The 16672-nt window shown below is 70.6% G+C and carries 14 protein-coding genes and 2 pseudogenes; 4 read left to right on the top strand and 12 right to left on the bottom strand.

All coding sequences use genetic code 11. The annotated features are described in order from the left end of the window. Positions 1-388 precede the first annotated feature (388 nt). Positions 389-1153 (bottom strand): annotated as a pseudogene (locus M2283_RS18620) (lysophospholipid acyltransferase family protein); the annotation flags it as partial. A gap of 171 nt (positions 1154-1324) precedes the next feature. On the opposite strand from M2283_RS18620, the gene M2283_RS18625 reads away from it, so the two are divergent. Continuing rightward, positions 1325-2104: an alpha/beta hydrolase gene (locus M2283_RS18625; protein ID WP_280877643.1), complete on the top strand. Its 780-nt coding sequence runs from the start codon at positions 1325-1327 to the stop codon at positions 2102-2104. Then, positions 2097-2681 carry a hypothetical protein gene (locus M2283_RS18630; RefSeq protein WP_280877388.1) on the top strand — a complete coding sequence of 195 codons (585 nt, stop codon included), beginning with the start codon at positions 2097-2099 and terminating at the stop codon, positions 2679-2681. Before M2283_RS18625 ends, M2283_RS18630 begins: the two co-directional genes overlap by 8 nt. Positions 2682-2712: 31 nt before the next feature. Here M2283_RS18630 and M2283_RS18635 read toward each other — a convergent pair whose 3' ends face one another. From M2283_RS18635 to M2283_RS18660, 6 genes are all read right to left on the bottom strand, one after another. Beyond that, the gene (locus M2283_RS18635; RefSeq protein WP_280877389.1) at positions 2713-3471 is read right to left on the bottom strand and encodes an endonuclease/exonuclease/phosphatase family protein; all 759 of its coding nucleotides are present in this window, start codon (positions 3469-3471) and stop codon (positions 2713-2715) included. A gap of 87 nt (positions 3472-3558) precedes the next feature. Further along, entirely contained in the window at positions 3559-4512 is a 954-nt protein-coding gene (locus M2283_RS18640) for an ROK family glucokinase (protein ID WP_280877390.1), read from the bottom strand. 55 nt (positions 4513-4567) lie between these two features. After that, positions 4568-5089 carry a DUF5304 domain-containing protein gene (locus M2283_RS18645; RefSeq protein WP_280877391.1) on the bottom strand — a complete coding sequence of 174 codons (522 nt, stop codon included), beginning with the start codon at positions 5087-5089 and terminating at the stop codon, positions 4568-4570. A gap of 57 nt (positions 5090-5146) precedes the next feature. After that, entirely contained in the window at positions 5147-6313 is a 1167-nt protein-coding gene (locus M2283_RS18650; protein ID WP_280877392.1) for an ArsA family ATPase, read from the bottom strand. Positions 6314-6446: 133 nt separating this feature from the next. Then, entirely contained in the window at positions 6447-6890 is a 444-nt protein-coding gene (locus M2283_RS18655; RefSeq protein WP_280877393.1) for an SRPBCC family protein, read from the bottom strand. A 134-nt stretch (positions 6891-7024) separates the two neighbouring features. Next, positions 7025-7822, bottom strand: coding sequence for a metallophosphoesterase family protein (locus M2283_RS18660; RefSeq protein ID WP_280877394.1), 798 nt, complete (start codon positions 7820-7822; stop codon positions 7025-7027). A 320-nt stretch (positions 7823-8142) separates the two neighbouring features. Between M2283_RS18660 and M2283_RS18665 the strand changes: the two genes are divergently transcribed. Then, a complete protein-coding gene (locus M2283_RS18665) occupies positions 8143-9939 on the top strand; it encodes an AMP-dependent synthetase/ligase (RefSeq protein ID WP_280877395.1) in 1797 nt (598 codons plus the stop codon). Positions 9940-9985: 46 nt separating this feature from the next. Here the strand turns inward: M2283_RS18665 and M2283_RS18670 are convergent. Together M2283_RS18670 and M2283_RS18675 are read right to left on the bottom strand one after the other, a co-directional pair. Next, positions 9986-10390, bottom strand: a pseudogene (locus M2283_RS18670) (GMC oxidoreductase); the annotation flags it as partial. Positions 10391-10507: 117 nt separating this feature from the next. Then, a complete protein-coding gene (locus M2283_RS18675) occupies positions 10508-11650 on the bottom strand; it encodes a glycosyltransferase family 4 protein (RefSeq protein ID WP_280877396.1) in 1143 nt (380 codons plus the stop codon). Between the two features lie 119 nt (positions 11651-11769). Between M2283_RS18675 and M2283_RS18680 the strand changes: the two genes are divergently transcribed. Next, positions 11770-13005, top strand: a complete 1236-nt coding sequence (locus M2283_RS18680) for a glycosyltransferase family 87 protein (RefSeq protein ID WP_280877397.1) — start codon at positions 11770-11772, stop codon at positions 13003-13005. Between the two features lie 9 nt (positions 13006-13014). Here M2283_RS18680 and M2283_RS18685 read toward each other — a convergent pair whose 3' ends face one another. The 3 genes from M2283_RS18685 to M2283_RS18695 form a co-directional block, all read right to left on the bottom strand. After that, positions 13015-14202 carry a hypothetical protein gene (locus M2283_RS18685; protein ID WP_280877398.1) on the bottom strand — a complete coding sequence of 396 codons (1188 nt, stop codon included), beginning with the start codon at positions 14200-14202 and terminating at the stop codon, positions 13015-13017. A 33-nt stretch (positions 14203-14235) separates the two neighbouring features. Then, positions 14236-15252 (bottom strand): NlpC/P60 family protein, encoded by a 1017-nt coding sequence (locus M2283_RS18690; protein WP_280877399.1) that lies wholly within the window; start codon positions 15250-15252, stop codon positions 14236-14238. Between the two features lie 232 nt (positions 15253-15484). Then, the gene (locus M2283_RS18695) at positions 15485-16519 is read right to left on the bottom strand and encodes an NlpC/P60 family protein (RefSeq protein ID WP_280877400.1); all 1035 of its coding nucleotides are present in this window, start codon (positions 16517-16519) and stop codon (positions 15485-15487) included. Positions 16520-16672: the final 153 nt, after the last annotated feature.

Raw genomic sequence — 16672 nt, forward strand, 5'->3', positions numbered from 1 at the left:
CCGCCGCCGCAGTGTCCGCCTGCGCCGAATCCTCTGCCGCTGCGTCCGCTACCGCCTTGTCGGCTACGGACTGGCCCGCCTCGACCTCGACTGCTGCCAGCTCGTCCGCCTGCACCGTGCCCGCCTCGGGCTTGTCCGCTTCCGGCTCGCCCGCCTGCGCCGTGCCCGCTACGGACTTGCCCGCCTCGGCCTCGTCCGCTGCCGCAGTGTCAGCCTGCGCCGAATCCTCTGCCGCTGCGTCCACTGCCGCCTTGTCGGCTACGGACTGGCCCGCCTCGACCTCGACTGCTGCCGGCTCGCCCGCCTGCGCCGTGCCCGCTACGGACTTGTCCGCCTCGGCCTCGTGCGCCGCCGTTGCGCCCGCTGCCGCCGTACGCGCTGCCGCCGCCTTTTCCGCCGCCGCCTTTTCCAGCTCGGCCTTCTCCTTCTCGGCCTGTGCCAGGGCGGCCTTCGCGGCCTTCTCCGCTTCCTTGTCGGCCTTCGCCGCCTCCGTGATCTGGCGCTTGGCGGCGGTCGCGTAGATGTCGACGTACTCCTGGCCGGAGAGCTTCATGATCTCGTACATGACCTCGTCGGTCACCGCGCGCAGGACGAAGCGGTCGTGCTCCATGCCCTGGTAGCGGCTGAAGTCCAGGGGCTTGCCGATCCGGATGCCCGGGCGCATCAGCTTGGGCATCACCTTGCCGGGCGGCTGGATCTTCTCGGTGTCGATCATCGCGACCGGGACCACCGGCGCGCCGGAGGCGAGCGCCACGCGCGCGAGGCCGCCGGGCTTGCCCCGGTACAGGCGGCCGTCGGGCGAGCGCGTGCCCTCCGGGTAGATCCCGAACAGCTCACCGCGGGCCAGGACCTCCAGGCCGCTCTGGATGGCCGCCTCGCCGGCGCCGCGCGCGCCGGAGCGGTCCACCGGGAGCTGGCCGACACCCTTGAAGAAGGCGGCCGTCAGCCGGCCCTTGACGCCGGGGGTGGTGAAGTACTCGGCCTTCGCGATGAAGGTGACCTTGCGGTCCAGGACCGCGGGCAGGAAGAACGAGTCGGAGAAGGACAGGTGGTTGCTCGCCAGGATCGCGGGGCCCTCGGCCGGAATGTTCTCCAGGCCTTCCACCCAGGGTCTGAAGGCGACCTTCAGTGGTCCCCCGATGGCGACCTTCATCGTGCCGTACAACAACCGAGTGCCTCCTGTGTCTGTAGATCAGACCTTAACGCGGCCTGCCGCCAAAGGAGCCGACGACCCTGGTCGGTGTCAGTGCGGTCGCGTACGGTGAATCACCTGGACTTCACGTCACTCTCATGAACCGCCACTCTCATGAACAGGAGACCGAAGGTGCCGGTCCTTCCTGGAGCCGAGCCGTACCGCCACGAGGGCGGAGAGGCCGGGGTCCTCCTCTGTCACGGTTTCACCGGTTCCCCCCAGTCGCTGCGCCCCTGGGCGGAGCGTCTCGCCGCACACGGACTCACGGTCTCGCTGCCGCTGCTGCCCGGCCACGGCACCCGCTGGGAGGACATGCAGCTCACCGGCTGGCAGGACTGGTACGCGGAGGTGGACCGCGAGCTGCGGGCCCTGCGCGAGCGCTGCGGCGAGGTGTTCGTGGCCGGCCTGTCGATGGGCGGCACCCTCGCGCTGCGCCTCGCGGCCAAGCACGGGGACGCGGTCAGCGGCGTGATCATCGTCAACCCGGCGAACAAGATGCACGGCGCGGCGGCCCACGCCCTTCCGGTGGTCCGCCATCTCGTGCCGTCGACGAAGGGCATCGCCAGCGACATCGCCAAGGAGGGCAGCGAGGAGTTGGGGTACGACCGGGTGCCGCTGCACGCGGCGCACGCCCTGCGGAACCTGTTCCGCCAGGTCGACCGGGAGCTGCCGCAGGTCACACAGCCGCTGTTGCTGCTGCGCAGCCCGCAGGACCATGTGGTGCCGCCGGCCGACTCGGCCCGGATCCTCGGCCGGGTCTCCTCGCGGGACGTGACGGAGATCCTGCTGGAACAGAGCTACCACGTCGCGACGTTGGACCACGACGCGGACCGGATCTTCGAGGAGAGCCTCGCGTTCATCGGCCGGCTCGCACCCAGTGTCGGCAAGGAAGGGACGGCCGCAGGTGGCTGAGCACGACTCGGATCGCGAGGACCGCGAACCCGAAGAGCAGGGCGTCCCGTTCGACGAGGCTGCCGCGTGGGCGGCGATCGTCGAGGGGTACGGCGAAGAGCCCCCGGACCCGCCGGGTGCCAAACCCTTCAAGTCCATCGAGGATCTGGCCCTGCTGGAGCCGGAGACCAACGACGCACCGTCGGCCGAGCCCTCTTCGAAGCCGGCGAAGGAGGAGGAGAAGAAGCCGTCGGGACCACTGGGCGGCTCCGTCTCCTTCGCCCCCGGCATCGGCCCGCGCGACTACCCGGCGCCCGAGCCGGCCGAGTCGGACTTCGACGAGGACGACGAGGGTCACTTCGTCCCGCCGGAGCCGCCGCCCCTGCCCGCCGCCGACGTGACCGCGAAGTTCGCCTGGCTCGGGGTGATCGGCGGCCCGCTGCTCCTCCTGCTGGCGGTCCTGCTCGGCTGGGACATGACCTGGTGGCTGACCACGGTCGGCATCGGCGGCTTCCTGGGCGGGTTCGCCACGCTGGTGATGCGGATGAAGACGGACGACGAGGACGAGGGCGACCCGGGGCGCGGAGCGGTCGTCTAGCTCCCTGGGTCCACCAGAGTTCTGAAGACAGCTAGTTCGCGGGGATTCTGAGGGCGGCAAGGACCGGCAGATGGTCCGTGGCCGCCCTCAGGTCTGTCTCCGTCACCCCCGGCTGGTCCAACGGGACCCCGCAGCCCAGTACCTCGACGCCCTTGGTGGCGAAGATCGCGTCGATGCGCTGGAAGGGGGTGACCGGGTTGAACGTGTACTCGCCGCCCCAGGGCACGGTGGTCCGGCAGTCCTGGAGGCCCTCGGCCAGCCGCTGGAAGGCGGGACCGCCGGGGCGTTCGTTTATGTCGCCGCCCGCGATCGCGTGGTCCGTGCCGAGGCCGGCGAGACGGTCCAGGAGCATGCCGCTCTGCTCGTGCCGCTCGTCCTTCCGCAGGGAGAGGTGACAGCTCAGTACGCCCAGGCGGGCGCCGCCGAACCGGACGACGGCGGTGGCGAACCCACGCCGGTGCTGGCCGGGGGTGAGAGGCAGCAGGACGTCCTCGGTGCGCTCGACGGTGGCACGGAGGGTGCACAGGATCGCCGGTCCCGCGGCGGTGCCGCCGCCAGTGAGGACCACCTGGCCCGAAGCGGCCGCGAGGCGGGCCAGCTTCTTGCGCCAGCGGAAGAAGCGCGGGGCCTCCTGGACCAGGACCAGGTCGGGGGCGCAGGCGCTGATCACACGGGCCAGGGCGGCGGTGTCGTCGCGCATCGAGCGGATGTTGTAGCTGAGGACCCGGAGGACGGCGGAACCGTCGGGCTCGGTCCGGGAGTTGGGCAGCAGCGGGGTGGAAATCGCCATGGTCGCCAACATACGACGAAGCCCGCCGTCCCGGAGTACGGGCTCGGCGGGCGTGGCCGTGCGGACGGCGATGTCACCGGACCGGCGTCACATGATCGGGTCGGGCTCCCGGGCCAGGTCCGCGGCACCGACGAGACCCGCCTTGTTGCCGAGCTGGGCCGCGATCACGTCGGCGACCGGGCGCCAGTTGCCGCCCACCAGCCAGCGCTTGTACGACTTGCGGATCGGGTCGAGGACGAGCTCGCCCTCGTCGGAGAGGCCGCCGCCGACGATGAACGCGGAGGGGTCGAAGAGCGAGGCGAGGTCGGCGAGACCGGCGCCGGCCCAACGGGCGAGCTCACGGTAGGAGTCGACGGCCACCGGGTCGCCCTGCCGGGCGGCCATGGAGATGTGCTTGCCCTCGATGCTGTCCGGGTTGCCGTCACCGAGGCCGAGCAGGATCTCGGCGTTCTCGGGGGTGGCGTTGGCGCGCTGCTTGGCGTATCTGACGAGGGCGCGGCCGGAGGCGTACTGCTCCCAGCAGCCCTGCGAGCCGCAGCCGCACAGCAGGCCGTCCGGCACCATCCGGATGTGGCCGAACTCGGCGGCCACACCGAAGTGTCCGCGGCGCAGCTTGTTGCCGATGATGATGCCGCCGCCGAGGCCGGTGCCGAGGGTGATGCAGATGACATTGCGGTGGCCCTTGCCGGCACCGAACTTGTACTCGCCCCACGCGGCGGCGTTGGCGTCGTTCTCGACCACGACGGGGAGGCCGACGCGAGCCTCGACCTTCTCCTTCAGCGGCTCCTGGCGCCAGTCGATGTTCGGCGCGAAGTAGACCGTGGAGCGCTGCCGGTTCACGTAACCGGCCGCACCGATACCCACGCCGACGATTTCGTGCCCGGCCCGGGCGCCCTCCACCGCGGAGGCGATGGCGTCCACGATGCCCTCGGGCGTACTCGGGGTCGGCACCTTGTGCGTCGAGAGGATGTTGCCTTCCTCATCGACCACGCCGGCCGCGATCTTCGTGCCGCCGATATCGACGCCGATGGTGAGTCCCATGAATCCCTCAGTTTCGGTCGAGCCCCGCTATGGGCCACCGTACCCGAGGGGGCAATCAGTCTAGGTCGATGCGCTGGCCGGGGCCGGTACCGTCCCCGTCTTCCCCGCGTTCGTCGTGCTGTTCGTCGCGATGCTCGTCGAGGTCCTTGTGGAGGTCGGTCGTGCGGGCCGTCCAGCGCTGTTCCTGCGCCTGGACCGCGGAGCGGTAGGCGGCGAGGATTTCGTTGCCCGCGGCGGCGAGGTGGTCGAAGACGTCCGGGTTGCGTTCGATAACCGGCTCGACCGCGGCCTTCGCCTGCTGGACGACCTGCTTCACCACCTGTTGGGCGGCGGGTCCGGCGACCGCGCCGAGCAACGGCGACTGGAGTGAGGACAGCTTGTCGCCGACGGCGTCGACGAGCTTGCGCAGTTCCTCCGCGGCCGAGACCGGCGGCTGGCCGTACTGGACGCGGCGGCGGGCCTTCTCCGCGGCGAGGTCCTCGGCGCACGCGGTCGCCCACGCGTCGGCGTCGGTGGCCCTCGCCTCGTCCACGGCGTCCTCCGTACCGGCCTGGGACGGAGGGAGCTCTTCGCTCATGACGGACTCCTGACTACGGTTCGTCTCTACGACGTTACCCGAACGGGCGTATGTCGTTCACGGCCTCTCCGGCCACAGATTCCGGTCCGGCGCGAACCGGATCCGCAGCTCCCCCTCCCGCAGCGAGGCCCCGTCGACGGTGCAGCGGCGCAGGGCCGACGGCAGCGGCACGATCCGGCGGAAGCTGCCCGCGGCGACGACGAGTTCGTCACCGCGCCGGATGAGGTCGAGTTCGTCGCGTATCGCACCGGGCAGCGGCAGATGCCAGACGAGCACACCGTCGTCGGCGAGCCGGTCCTCGACGGGCCACTCGACGGTGGAGACGGTGTCGTTGACGCCGGGAACGGGCAGCGCGGCGAGGTCGTCCAGACCACGCGGGTCGTGCCCGAGATGACGGACCGCCCGCACCTCGTACGACTCCTGCCACTCCTCCACCACCTTGCGCTGCTGGACGACAAGCCCCGGAAGGGCGTCCGCGACCGTCTCGGGCAACACCCGGTTGGCGACCAGCACATCGGGCCGCAGCCCGCGCAGCGCGAGGGCGAGAGCGGTGTCGCGCACGGCATCCGCCCCGGCCGGCCCGGGCTCCGCGACCAGCCGTAGGACGGTGTCCCGGTCGGCGAGCACGGCCTCGACGGCCCCGAGTTCCAGATCCCACCGCCCGGCGGTCTCGTACAGCCACTCCGAGGGCATCGGTACCCCGGCCAGCCGCCCGAGCACGGGCCGCAGAGCGCGGGCCGCCTGCCGCTCGGCCGGCAGCAGACGGCGCAGATAGCGGCGCAGTTCCTCCGGCAGAGCGAGCAGCGCGAGGGCCTGCGGGGCGGCCGGCAGGTCGACGACCAGCAGGTCGTGCGCCTCCGCGAGGGCGGCATCGCGCAGGGCGCGCAGCAGGGTGAGTTCCTCGGCTCCGGGGAGGGGCGTGACCTCCTCGGCCTCCAAGCGCGAGGCCCCCAGCAGATCAAGCACGTTCGCCGCACGTTCCTGAAAGGCACCGAGATCGTCCCGGAACCGGGCGGTGGCGTCCGGCCGCCAGGCGACGAGATTCGGAGCGACGGTGACCGGAGCGGGTCCCGTCGCAGCGCCGAGGACCGAGCCGAGGGTGTCCGTGCGATCGGCACTGAGGACAAGGGCGCGCGTGCCCTCACGGGCGGCGCGGAGCGCGGTGGCGGCGGCAATGGTGGTACGACCACTGCCGCCAGGGCCGGTGATCAGGAGGGTACGCATGATGGTGAACGGTAACCGAGACGCACCCAGGGGCGCGGGGCTGTGTCAGTGTGCGGCTCCGCCGCGTGGGCGCGACCAGCCACAACGGGCCCCGCACCCGGCGTGCGAACCTGCACCCCCGCGGCGAGACCCCTTACTCCTCCCCAGACTCCACGCGCTTCTTCAACCCCGCCAACGCCCGATCAATGATGACCTTCTCGGCCTTCCGCTTGATCATCCCCAGCATCGGAATCTTGACGTCGACAGTCAGCAGATACGTGACCTGGGTAGCGCCATCACCGGCCGCCTTCAAGATGTACGACCCGTCAAGAGACCGCAGCATCTGGGACTTGACCAGCGTCCAGGACACCTCGTTCGCCCCGGTCCAGGTGTACGCCAGCGTCTGGTCGTCCTTGATCGCACCGGCGTCCATGACGAGACGTACCTGCTCGGCCCGCCCCTGGCCGTCCGTCGCGAGCACCTCCGCCTCCTTCACCTCGCCGGTCCAGTCCGGATAGCGGGCGAAGTCGGCGATCACCCCCATGACCTCGGCCGGTGCCGCCTCGATCGTGATGCTCGAGCTGGTGTGTTCCGCCATCGCCGTGGCTCCTCCAGATGCGGGCCGGTAAAGAGGTCGCAGGTTCGCGATCGTGCGCACGTGTGTGCAGCGTGAAGGCTACCGCGCACGTGAGGGCCCGACTTCACCCCCGTGTACCTGGACAGCGCGTTCACTCACCATTCAAGGGCCCAGGGCTTCCCGGTCCCCGCGAAGTGCCCCACGTTCACGCACTCGGTCGCCCCGACCCGCATCCGCCGTACCAACGGCTGGTGGACATGTCCGAAGAGTGAATACCGGGGCCGGGTACGGCGGATCGCGTCCAGCAGCGCACGGCTGCCCCGCTCGAAACGGCGCGCGACGGTGTCGTAGACCAGCTCCGGGACCTCCGGCGGGATGTGCGTGCACAGCACGTCGACCTCGCCCACGGCCTCGATCTTCGCCGCGTACTCCTCGTCGCTGATCTCGTACGGCGTGCTCATGGGGGTGCGCAGGCCGCCGCCGACGAAGCCGAAGGTCCAGCCGCCGATCTCGACCCGCTCGCCGTCGAGCACGGTGGTGCCGGGCCCGGCGTACTCCGCCCACAGCGGCGGCATGTCGACATTGCCGTAGGTGGCGTACGTCGGTGTCGGGAACGCGGCGAACATCTCGGCGTACTGCTTGCGCACCGCTTTCTCGATCGCCGTCCGCCGGTCCGTGCCGATGCCGCTCCACAGCAGGGCGCCGAGGTCACGGGCCTCCTCGAAGCGGCGGGCGGTGCGCAGCTCGACGAGGCGGTCGGCGTTCTCCTCGCCGAACAGGTCGGGGAAGATGCCGCGCGAGTGGTCGGCGTAGTCGAGGAAGAGGATGAGGTCGCCCAGACAGATCAGGGCGTCGGCACCCTCGCCGGCTCTGGCCAGGTCACGGGCGTTGCCGTGCACGTCACTGACCACATGAACGCGTGTCCTGCTGTTACCGGCTGGTGTGGGTGCCATGACGATCAAGGGTAAGCGTGTGGGGTGTACGTGAACAGTGGCGGCGGGCCTTGCGGTTACTGGCCAGTCAGTTAGTGGGTGGACTACCGTACGGACAGGAACACCCATACCTGTGTGACGCAATCCGTGTGACGCGGCGAACATCTCGCCGGGACCCCCTGTCGAAGAGGCCATACCGGCGGGTAACGTCCGGGCAGTCCAGTCGTACTCAGGATTTCAACCACCGATCCACCGAAATCCCGAGCACCCGCCCGAGTCTTGGACCGCACCGTCGCATCGCACAACGTCGTGGCGCCGGCGCCCTATGAGGAGCAGCAGTCTTGCGCGAGTTCAGCCTTCCGGCTTTGTACGAGGTCCCTGCGGACGGCAATCTCACCGACATCGTCCGGAGAAACGCCGCGCAGCATCCCGATGTCGCGGTGATCGCCCGCAAGGTCGGCGGCGTCTGGCAGGACGTGTCGGCGACGGCCTTCGCGGCCGAGGTGCACGCCGCCGCGAAGGGGCTCATCGCCTCGGGCGTGCAGCCTGGCGACCGGGTCGGCCTGATGTCCCGCACCCGCTACGAGTGGACACTGCTGGACTTCGCGATCTGGAGCGCGGGCGCGGTCACCGTGCCGGTGTACGAGACCAGTTCGCCGGAGCAGGTGCAGTGGATCCTGTCCGACTCGGGCGCGACCGCCTGTGTCGTGGAGCTGGACGGCCATACGGCGACCGTGGAGTCGGTGCGCGAGAGCCTGCCCGCCCTCAAGCAGGTCTGGCAGATCGAGGCCGGCGCGATCGAGGAGCTGGGCCGGCTCGGCAAGGACGTCAGTGACGCGACGGTCGAGGAGCGCGGCTCGCTGGCGAAGGCCGACGACCCGGCGACCATCGTCTACACCTCGGGCACCACCGGCAGACCCAAGGGCTGTGTGCTGACCCACCGCAGCTTCTTCGCCGAGTGCGGGAACATCGTGGAGCGGCTGCGCCCGCTGTTCCGCACGGGCGAGTGTTCCGTCCTGCTCTTCCTGCCGCTGGCGCACGTCTTCGGCCGGCTGGTGCAGATCGCGCCCATGATGGCGCCGATCAAGCTGGGCAACGTCCCGGACATCAAGAACCTCACCGACGAGCTCGCCTCCTTCCGCCCGACGCTGATCCTGGGCGTCCCGCGCGTCTTCGAGAAGGTCTACAACTCGGCCCGCGCCAAGGCGCAGGCGGACGGCAAGGGCAAGATCTTCGACAAGGCGGCGGACACCGCGATCGCGTACAGCAAGGCGCTGGACACGCCGTCGGGCCCCTCGCTCGGTCTGAAGATCAAGCACAAGACCTTCGACAAGCTGGTCTACAGCAAGCTGCGCGCCGTGCTCGGCGGCCGGGGCGAGTACGCCATCTCCGGCGGCGCCCCGCTGGGCGAGCGCCTGGGTCACTTCTTCCGCGGCATCGGCTTCACGGTCCTGGAGGGCTACGGCCTGACCGAGTCCTGCGCGGCCACCGCCTTCAACCCCTGGGACCGTACGAAGATCGGCACGGTCGGCCAGCCGCTGCCCGGCTCGGTGATCAGGATCGCGGACGACGGCGAGGTACTGCTGCACGGCGAGCACCTGTTCACGGGGTACTGGAACAACCCGGGCGCGACCGCGGAGGCGCTGACCGACGGCTGGTTCCACACGGGGGACATCGGCACCCTCGACGAGGACGGCTACCTCAGGATCACCGGTCGCAAGAAGGAGATCATCGTCACCGCGGGCGGCAAGAACGTCGCCCCGGCCGTGATCGAGGACCGCATCCGCGCGCACGCGCTGGTCGCGGAGTGCATGGTGGTCGGCGACGGGCGGCCCTTCGTGGGCGCGCTGATCACGATCGACGACGAGTTCCTGGGCCGCTGGGCGGCCGAGCACGGAAAGCCGGCGGGTTCCACCGCGGCGTCGCTGCGCGAGGACCCGGATCTGACCGCTGCGATCCAGGACGCGGTCGACGACGGCAACGCCGCGGTGTCGAAGGCGGAATCGGTGCGGAAGTTCCGCATTCTGTCCTCCCAGTTCTCGGAGGAGTCGGGCCACCTGACGCCGTCCCTGAAGCTCAAGCGCAATGTGGTGGCGAAGGACTACGCGGACGAGATCGAGGCCATCTACCAGAAGTAGAGCGTCATCTGCCGGAAGTGGAACGTCAGTTGACCGGCCTGTCCGCTCACAGGTCCTCGGCGAGGACCCGTTCCATCGTCCGCTCGGCGAGCGCGGTGACGGTCACGAACGGGTTCACGCCGATGTTCCCGGGCACGAGCGAGCCGTCCGTGACGTACAGGTTCGAATACCCCTTCACCCGGCCGTAGTTGTCGGTCGCCTGGCCCAGCACGCAGCCGCCCAGCGGGTGGTAGCAGAAGTCGTCCGCGAACACCTTGCCGGCCGAGCCGAACAGGTCGTACCGGTAGATCGTGGCGTTGGCCAGGTTGATCCGGTCGAAGAGCTTCTTGGCGATGGCGACCGAGACCGCGCTCTGGGCCGCGGTCCAGCCCAGCTTCACCCCGTCACTCGCGGAGTCGTAGGTGAACGTGGCCCGTTGGGGGTTCTTGGCGATCGCCAGGTACAGGCTCACCCGGGTCCGCGGCGGCGGTCTGGAGGGCTACCATGCCCAGGATTTGACGTCTGGTCAGCTGATGCTGCGTCAGTTTTGCTGTCATGCGCGCAGCATCGGCGGATTATGTCCTTCCGGCTAGAGGAGCTTCTTCAACTTCTCCGCCAACAAATCCCAGCGCCACTTCTCCTCGACCCACTGGCGCCCCCGCTCCCCCATCCGGCGCCGCAGTTCCGCGTCCCCCAGCAGGGCGACGATCCGCTCCGCCGCCTCTCCTACGGAGTCGCCCCGCACCACCCAGCCGGTCTCCCCGTCGAGCACCGCGTCGGGGGCGCCGCCCGAGTCGCCGGCCACGACGGGCAGTCCCGTCGCCGACGCCTCCAGGTAGACGATGCCGAGCCCCTCCACGTCGAGGCCGCCGCGCCGGGTCCGGCACGGCATGGCGAAGACGTCTCCGGCGCCGTAGTGGGCGGGCAGTTCGGACCAGGGCACCGCGCCCGTGAAGCGCACCGAGTCGGCGACGCCGGTCTCGTGCGCCAGCTTGCGCAGGTCCTTCTCGTAGGGGCCGCCGCCGACGATCAGCAGGACGGCGTCCGGTTCGGCGGCCAGGATGCGCGGCATGGCGCGGATCAGTGTGTCCTGCCCCTTGCGCGGCACCAGCCGCGAGACGCAGACGACCACCGGCCGCTCGGTCAGCCCGAGCCGGGCCCGTACCTCGGCGCCGCCCGAGCCGGGGTGGAAGGTCTTCTCGTCGACGCCCGGCGGGAGTTGGACCATCCGCGCGGCGGCCTCGGGCGTCAGCGCGGTGGCGATGCGTGAGCGCGTGTACTCGCCGAGGAAGGTGATCGTGTCCGTCGACTCCCCGATCCTGCGCAGGAGTTGGCGCGCGGCCGGCAACTGCGCCCACCCGGCTTCATGCCCGTGCGTGGTGGCGACCAGCCGCTCGGCGCCGGCCTTCCGCAGCGCGGGCGCCATCAGCCCGAGCGGCGCCGCCGCCCCGAACCACACCGACGTACACCCGTGTTCCCGCAGCAGCCCGACCGCCCGCCGGGTCGCCCCCGGCGTCGGCAGCAGCATCGTCGTCCGGTCCCGCACGACGGTGAAGGGCTGCTCGGCGTCGAAGGCGGCGGTAGCCTCGACGCCCTCCCGCCCCCGCTTCCAGGTCGAGGCGTGGACGACGACCCGCTCCGGGTCCAGCCGTAGCGCCATGTTGTGCAGAAACGCCTGGATACCGCCGGGCCGGGGCGGGAAGTCGTTGGTGACGATCAGGGTCTTGTGCATCGTCGCAGACCCTACCGAACCGCCCGCCCACCGCCGGCCCGGCCGTGCTTGTGGCACGCTCACAGAAGAGCGGGCCATCATGTTCCCCTCAAGACAGGAAGCGAACGGCAGGGGATCACGTGAAGACGACGGGCTCGGGGCGGTCACTGGTGTGGCTGCTGGGCACCTGGGGTGTGACCAGGCTGTTGCTGCTGCTCTTCGTGTTCAAGGTCTACGTCTTCCCCGGCCCGGACGTCACCAGCGACGTGTCCGTCATCTACCAGGGCTGGTACGAGGTGCTGCGCACCGGCACCTTCCCGCTGGACGACGTGACCTGGCAGTACCCGCCGGCCGCCGCGCTCGCGATCCTCTCCCCGGCACTGCTGCCCTTCCTCGGCTACGCGCAGGCGTTCTTCGTGCTCGCCTTCGTCGCCGACCTGGCCGCCTTCGCCCTGCTGCTGTACGCGGGCCTGCGCCCCGGCAAGTCGCTGCGCGGCACCTGGGTGTGGGTGGTGGGCGTACCGCTGCTCGGCCCGACCGTCTACGCCCGCTACGACGTGATGGTCACGGCCGTCGCGATCGCCGCGGTGCTGGCCGGCACCCGGCACCCACGTGTGATGGGGGCACTGGTGGGCTTCGGGGCGATGCTGAAGGTGTGGCCGATGCTGATCCTGGTCGCCGTCCGCAGGCGCGGGGTGTGGGCCTGGGCGGTGGGCACGGTCGCCGCGGTGGCCGCGCTGTTCGCGGTGGCGATGCCCGGCCCGTTCGCCTTCCTCACCTTCCAGCGCGACCGCGGCACCGAGGTGGAGTCGCTGGGCTCGCTGGTCTTCCACGTCGCCCGCCACCACGGCTGGAGCGGCCAGGTGCTGCTCAACTACGGCTCGGTGGAGTTCGTCGGCCCCGGTGTGCAGGCCGTCAGCACGGCCGCCCTCCTGCTCACCGGCATGACCTTCGGCTGGCTGCTGATGTGGCGTCTGACGGCCACCCGGTTCGAGGCGGCCACGGTGGCGGACGCGGCGTTCGTCGCGGTGCTGATGTTCACCGTCACCAGCCGGGTGATCAGCCCTCAGTACATGGTCTGGCTGATCGGCCTCGCGGCGGTCAGCGTCTGCTTCCGCGGCAGCCGCATGGGCACCCCCGCGGTCCTGGTCCTCCTGGCGAGCTTCGTGACGGTCCTGGAGTTCCCGATCTGGTTCTCCCACGTGGTCCAGAGCGACCCCCTGGGCATCACCCTCCTCGCCCTCCGCAACGGCCTCCTGGTCCTCGCCACCGTCCTCGCGGCCCGCGCCCTGTGGCGCGCCACGGTCCCCCGGGAGGAGCCGGCCCCGGTCCCCGGTCAGCCGGCCCGCGCCAACGAGACCTCGGTCTCCCCCTGACCGTGCCGGTCAGCCCAGTTGGTCCCCGAGGTACTCCCGCCACGCGGCCGTGAACTCCTCGGACGTCGTCCCCAGCACCTTCTTCAGCGCCCCCTCGACCGACCCCGCCCGCGTCCTGTGATCACCCACGGCCCGGTAGAACTCCCCCAGCTTCGCCTCGCCCCACTTCCCGGCGATCATCCGGCAGGCCAGCCAGCCGCCCTCGTAGGCCTGCGCCAGCTTCGTCGCGTCGCCGCTGAAGCCGAAGTCCCGGTCGGTCGGCAGCGCCGCCGGCACCTCGTCGTCGGCCACCGCACGCGCCAGCTCCGGCGCGGCCTGGTCCGGGGTGCGGCCGGTGCCGCGGTAGCCGACCCAGTCCGCGTACCCCTCCGACAGCCACAGCGGGGTGGCCGCGCTGGTGTGGGCGCGGGTGGCGACATGGGTGGTCTCGTGGGTGAGCACGACCTGTTTGCCGAGGTCGCCGAGGATGGCGTACGCGTCCGGATTGACGATGACCCGGTCCGCGGGCGCGTTCGGCGCGCCGCCCACCTCGCCGGTGGTGACCGCCGCGATCCCCCGGTAGGAGGACGCGGGCGAGCCCAGCAGCCCCGCCATGCCGTCCAGCGACTTCGGTACGAGCACCACGACGTGCCCGGCCCAGTCCGTCCCCCACGCCCCCGACACGGCCGGTACGGCGCGATCTGCGAGGTCCGCGTAGGTGTGCAGCGCCTCGTTGGTCTGCCCGACCCCCAGGACGAGGCTGTGCGCGCCGCGTACGACCGCCACCTCGCCCTGGTCCCACAGCTGCTGGGCGGACTTCTTGGCGGCCGTCTCGGCGTCCACGTACCACTCGTCCCGCTCCCGGCTCAGGGTCAGCGTGCGGCCGGCGGTGACGGGGGCCTTGTCGTAGCCCTGGACCTGGTAGCGCAGTTCGACGTCGGCGGTGGCCGAGTCGCCCGAGCGGTGCAGGGCGGTGACGCGGTAGGACCAGCTCGCCAGCGGCACCCCGCGCAGGTTCTCGAACCAGCTCAGCGCGCCCGTGCGCAGGAAGGCCGTGCGGTCGCGGTCCATGACGGCGGTCGCGCGCCGGTCGAGGACCCGCTGGAGGTCCTTGCGGTCGGTGGCGGCGGCGGGCTTGCCGCCGCAGCCCACCAGGCAGACGAGCAGCAGAACGAGCGCCACCGCTCCGGATCCCGACGCCCGCCCTCGACCAGCCACTTTACGATCGTACGACCGCGATACGCCGTGTGGTCAGACCCTCGTGACCGACGAGACGGGCATCATGCCCACCGGGTCGTAGCGCACCGGCGCGCCGGGGTAGGGCGCGTGGATCACCTGGCCGTTGCCCATGTACATCGCGACATGGCTGGCGTCGGACCGGTAGGTGACCAGGTCGCCGGGCTGTGCCTGGGAGAGCGGGACCTGGTGGCCGGCGTAGCGCTGGGCCTGCGAGGTGCGCGGGAGATGGACGCCGGCCTGCGCGTAGGACCACTGCATCAGGCCCGAGCAGTCGAAACCGGTGGGGCCGCTGGCGCCCCAGACGTAGGGCTTGCCCAGCGCGGTGCGGGCGGCCGCCATGGCGGCCGCGGCGCGCGCCGAGGACGGGACGGCGTTGCCGAGGTCGGGGATCTCCACGCGGCCGGAGCGGGAGGCGCGGTCGTAGGCCGCACGCTCCGTGGACGGCAGGGAGTTGAGCAGTTGCCGGGCCTTGGCGAGCTTCTTCTCGACGGTCTTCTTGTGGGTGGCGACCGCCTTGCGGCTCTTCTCCAGCTCGGAGAGCTTCTGGGTGGCCTCGGAGCGCTCCTGGGCGAGTTCGCGCATGGCGGACTCGAGTTCCCTGAGTTCGCCGGTCTGGTGGACGGTGATCCGGTCCAGGACGGAGGCCTTGTCGAGGTAGTCGTCCGGGTCGTCGGAGAACAGCAGGGCCAGGGACGGGTCGACGCCGCCGGACCGGTACTGGGCGCCGGCCAGCGAACCGAGCGTCTCCCGCATGGAGTTGATGCGCTGCTGCTGGCGGGCGATGCGGTCCTGGGAGTCGCCCACCTCGCGGCGGAGCGTGTCGGCGGTCTCGTCGGCCTTGTTGAAGGCCTCGGTGGCTTCCTCGGCCTGCTCGTAGAGGCGGTCCACCTCGGCCTTGGTGTCGGCGTGCGGAGCGGCGCTCGCCGGTACGGCGCCGAGGGCGGCGGCCGCGGCGGACAACGCGCACAGGGCGGTGCCGGCGCCCCGGTTGAACCCGGACGGCGATGCAAGTCGGCGATGGGACCCCACGGGAAGCCGCACTCCTTCCGCTGACGGACGAGGAAACGCGGCAGACAGTAGCCCCGCTACCGGGGGCCCACCAAAGACCTCCGCGACCACACAACGTAACGCCCCGCCTCAGACGCAGGTCATGGGCGGGGCGCGGGGTCAGCGGGAGTTGTCGTAATTCGCCCGTTCGGGCGGTGCGGCGTCGCGGCCTTACGGTCGATCGCTTCCGGTCGGAAGCGGACGCCGAACCGGATCAGATCCGAACGCCGAACTGAAACGGCATGTTGCCGATCGACTCGTAACGGACCACGGTGCCGGTGCGCGGGGCGTGGATCACCTGGCCGTTGCCGGCGTAGAGGCCGACGTGGTGCATGTCGCCGTAGAAGATGACCAGGTCGCCGACCCGCAGGTCGCTCTGGTTGTAGATGCGGGTACCGGCGTTGGCCTGGGCCTGCGAGGTGCGCGGTATGGAGACGCCGGCCTGGGCGTAGGCCCAGGAGGTCAGGCCCGAGCAGTCGAAGGAGGACGGGCCGGAGGCGCCGTAGACGTACGGGGTGCCGAGCTTCGACTGGGCGGCGGAGAAGGCCGCGGCGGCCCGGCCGGAGGCGGAGGTGGTGTTGCCCAGGTCCACACGCTCGCTGGCACTGCGGCTGGCGCGGGCGTCGGCGTCGGCGAGCGCCGCCTGCTCCGCGGCCGTCAGCGTGTTGAGCAGCTTGTTCGCGGCGGCGAGCTTGGTCTGGACTTCCTGCTTCTTCTTGGCCAGCTCGGTGCGGGTGGAGGCGAGGTCCTTGAGCTTGTCGGAGGCCTCGGAACGCTCCTGCGCGAGTTCGCGCTGCTTCTCCTGGATCTTCTTCAGCGCCTCGACCTGCTGGGCGCTCAACTGGTCGGCGGTGGACGCCTTGTCCAGGTAGTCGTCGGGGTTCGACGACAGGAAGAGCTGCAGGGAGGAGTCGATGCTGCCGGTGCGGTACTGCGCGGCGGCCGCCAGACCTATGGACGAGCGGAGCTCGTTGAGCTCCTCCTGGCCGCGGGCGACGTTGTCCTGGATGGTGGAGATCTCCTTCTGGAGCTTCTCCTCCTTGACCTTGGCCCCGGTGAGCTTCTCGGTGGCCTGCTCGGCCTGCTCGTAGAGCTTGTCGACCTTCTCCTTGACCTCGTTCTTCGAGGGCTTCTCACTCGGCGCGGCGTTCGCGGCCTGGGCGCTGATGGCAACGGCGGCAGCAGCTGCGGTGGTGAGCACGGTCACACGTGCCCGACTCGGCTGCTTGGGTCGACGGTGGGACGCCACGGACGCGGGCTCCTTCTTCAGAGTGATCACCCGTTCGGAGGTTCGAGCCCAGACCCTAGTGACCTTCTTGTGATCAGTTCAAATCCTCGCGTGAAAAATGTTTGTCACAGAGTGCATTCTTTGCACTCAACTAACATGCAGTCATGGTCGATT

It is taken from the genome of Streptomyces pseudovenezuelae (assembly GCF_029892565.1).
Taxonomy (GTDB): domain Bacteria; phylum Actinomycetota; class Actinomycetes; order Streptomycetales; family Streptomycetaceae; genus Streptomyces; species Streptomyces pseudovenezuelae_A.